Origin of the sequence: Escherichia sp. Lx600-2, assembly GCF_036662595.1 — a bacterium.
GTDB classification, from domain to species: Bacteria; Pseudomonadota; Gammaproteobacteria; order Enterobacterales; family Enterobacteriaceae; genus Escherichia; species Escherichia coli.
Genome location: NZ_JAYQWM010000229.1, coordinates 1 through 1,339 on the forward strand (window position 1 = coordinate 1; position 1,339 = coordinate 1,339).

At 42.4% G+C, this 1,339-nt stretch carries 1 protein-coding gene and 1 pseudogene; both read left to right on the forward strand.

Annotated features, from left to right (window positions below; translation table 11 throughout):
- Nucleotide 1: 1 nt before the first annotated feature.
- Entirely contained in the window at nt 2-58 is a 57-nt protein-coding gene (locus OQV04_RS25405; protein WP_003032489.1) for an IS1 family transposase, read from the forward strand.
- Between the two features lie 16 nt (nt 59-74).
- Nucleotides 75-722: pseudogene (envY, locus tag OQV04_RS24680) on the forward strand (DNA-binding transcriptional regulator EnvY); the annotation flags it as partial.
- Nucleotides 723-1,339: the final 617 nt, after the last annotated feature.

Genomic DNA, 1,339 nt, shown 5'->3' on the forward strand with positions numbered 1-1,339 from the left:
GGTGGAGCTGCATGACAAAGTCATCGGGCATTATCTGAACATAAAACACTATCAATAAGTTGGAGTCATTACCCGCGTGCAACAATAACGTCATTGAACTCTCAACGTTAAATCACGTATTAATCACCCACATCAACCGTAACATCATCAACGATTATCTGTTGTTTTTAAATAAGAACTTAACCTGTGTAAAGCCCTGGTCGCGGCTGGCTACCCCGGTTATCGCTTGTCATAGCCGTACACCGGAAGTGTTCCAGCTAGCCGCCAACCACAGCAAGCAGCAACCCAGCAAACCCTGCGAAACGGAGTTGACGCGCGCATTGCTTTTTACCGTATTGTCTAACTTTCTTGAGCAATCGCGGTTTATTGCCCTACTGATGTATATCTTACGCAGCAGCGTCCGCGACAGCGTCTGCCGCATTATTCAAAGCGATATTCAGCATTACTGGAATCTGCGAATTGTCGCCAGTTCGCTATGTTTAAGCCCCAGCCTGCTCAAAAAGAAATTAAAAAACGAAAATACCAGCTATAGCCAGATTGTCACAGAGTGTCGTATGCGTTACGCCGTACAGATGTTATTGATGGATAACAAAAATATCACTCAGGTGGCGCAATTATGTGGCTATAGCAGCACGTCGTACTTTATCTCTGTTTTTAAGGCGTTTTACGGCCTGACACCGTTGAATTATCTCGCCAAACAGCGACAAAAAGTGATGTGGTGAAGGGCAAAGCGGAAACGGATAAGACGGGCATAAATGAAGAAGAAATGGCGCGCCCTGCAGGATTCGAACCTGCGGCCCACGACTTAGAAGTTCCTAGAACGACATTTTAAGTCAACAACTTACCGCGCCATCTCTGCGCTCACACGTCCCACTACCTCAAAACATGTAAAGCCTTGCAAGCCATTGCGAGGCCTTATGTGTCTCAGTTTTGTCCCTCTTTTTTGTACTAAAAAACATAGTAATTGAGGATAAACCTCATGCTATTTTCGCTTATATGCCTCTAAAGGCATGGCACTTAAATAGATAAAAGCACCACAAAAGCATAAAAAAAACCACACAGTAAAACCGCAATATGAAACAATAACAGATAATTAAACCAAAAACAGATAGCGCATTGTGATAATCATTCAATACTAAACAAAATATAAACAGTGGAGCAATATGTAATTGACTCATTAAGTTAGATATAAAAAATACATATTCAATCATTAAAACGATTGAATGGAGAACTTTTATGCGGGCGAAACTTCTGGGAATAGTCCTGGATTTGCCCCTATATTTCCAGACATCTGTTATCACTTAACCCATTACAAGCCCGCTGCCGCAGATATTCCCGT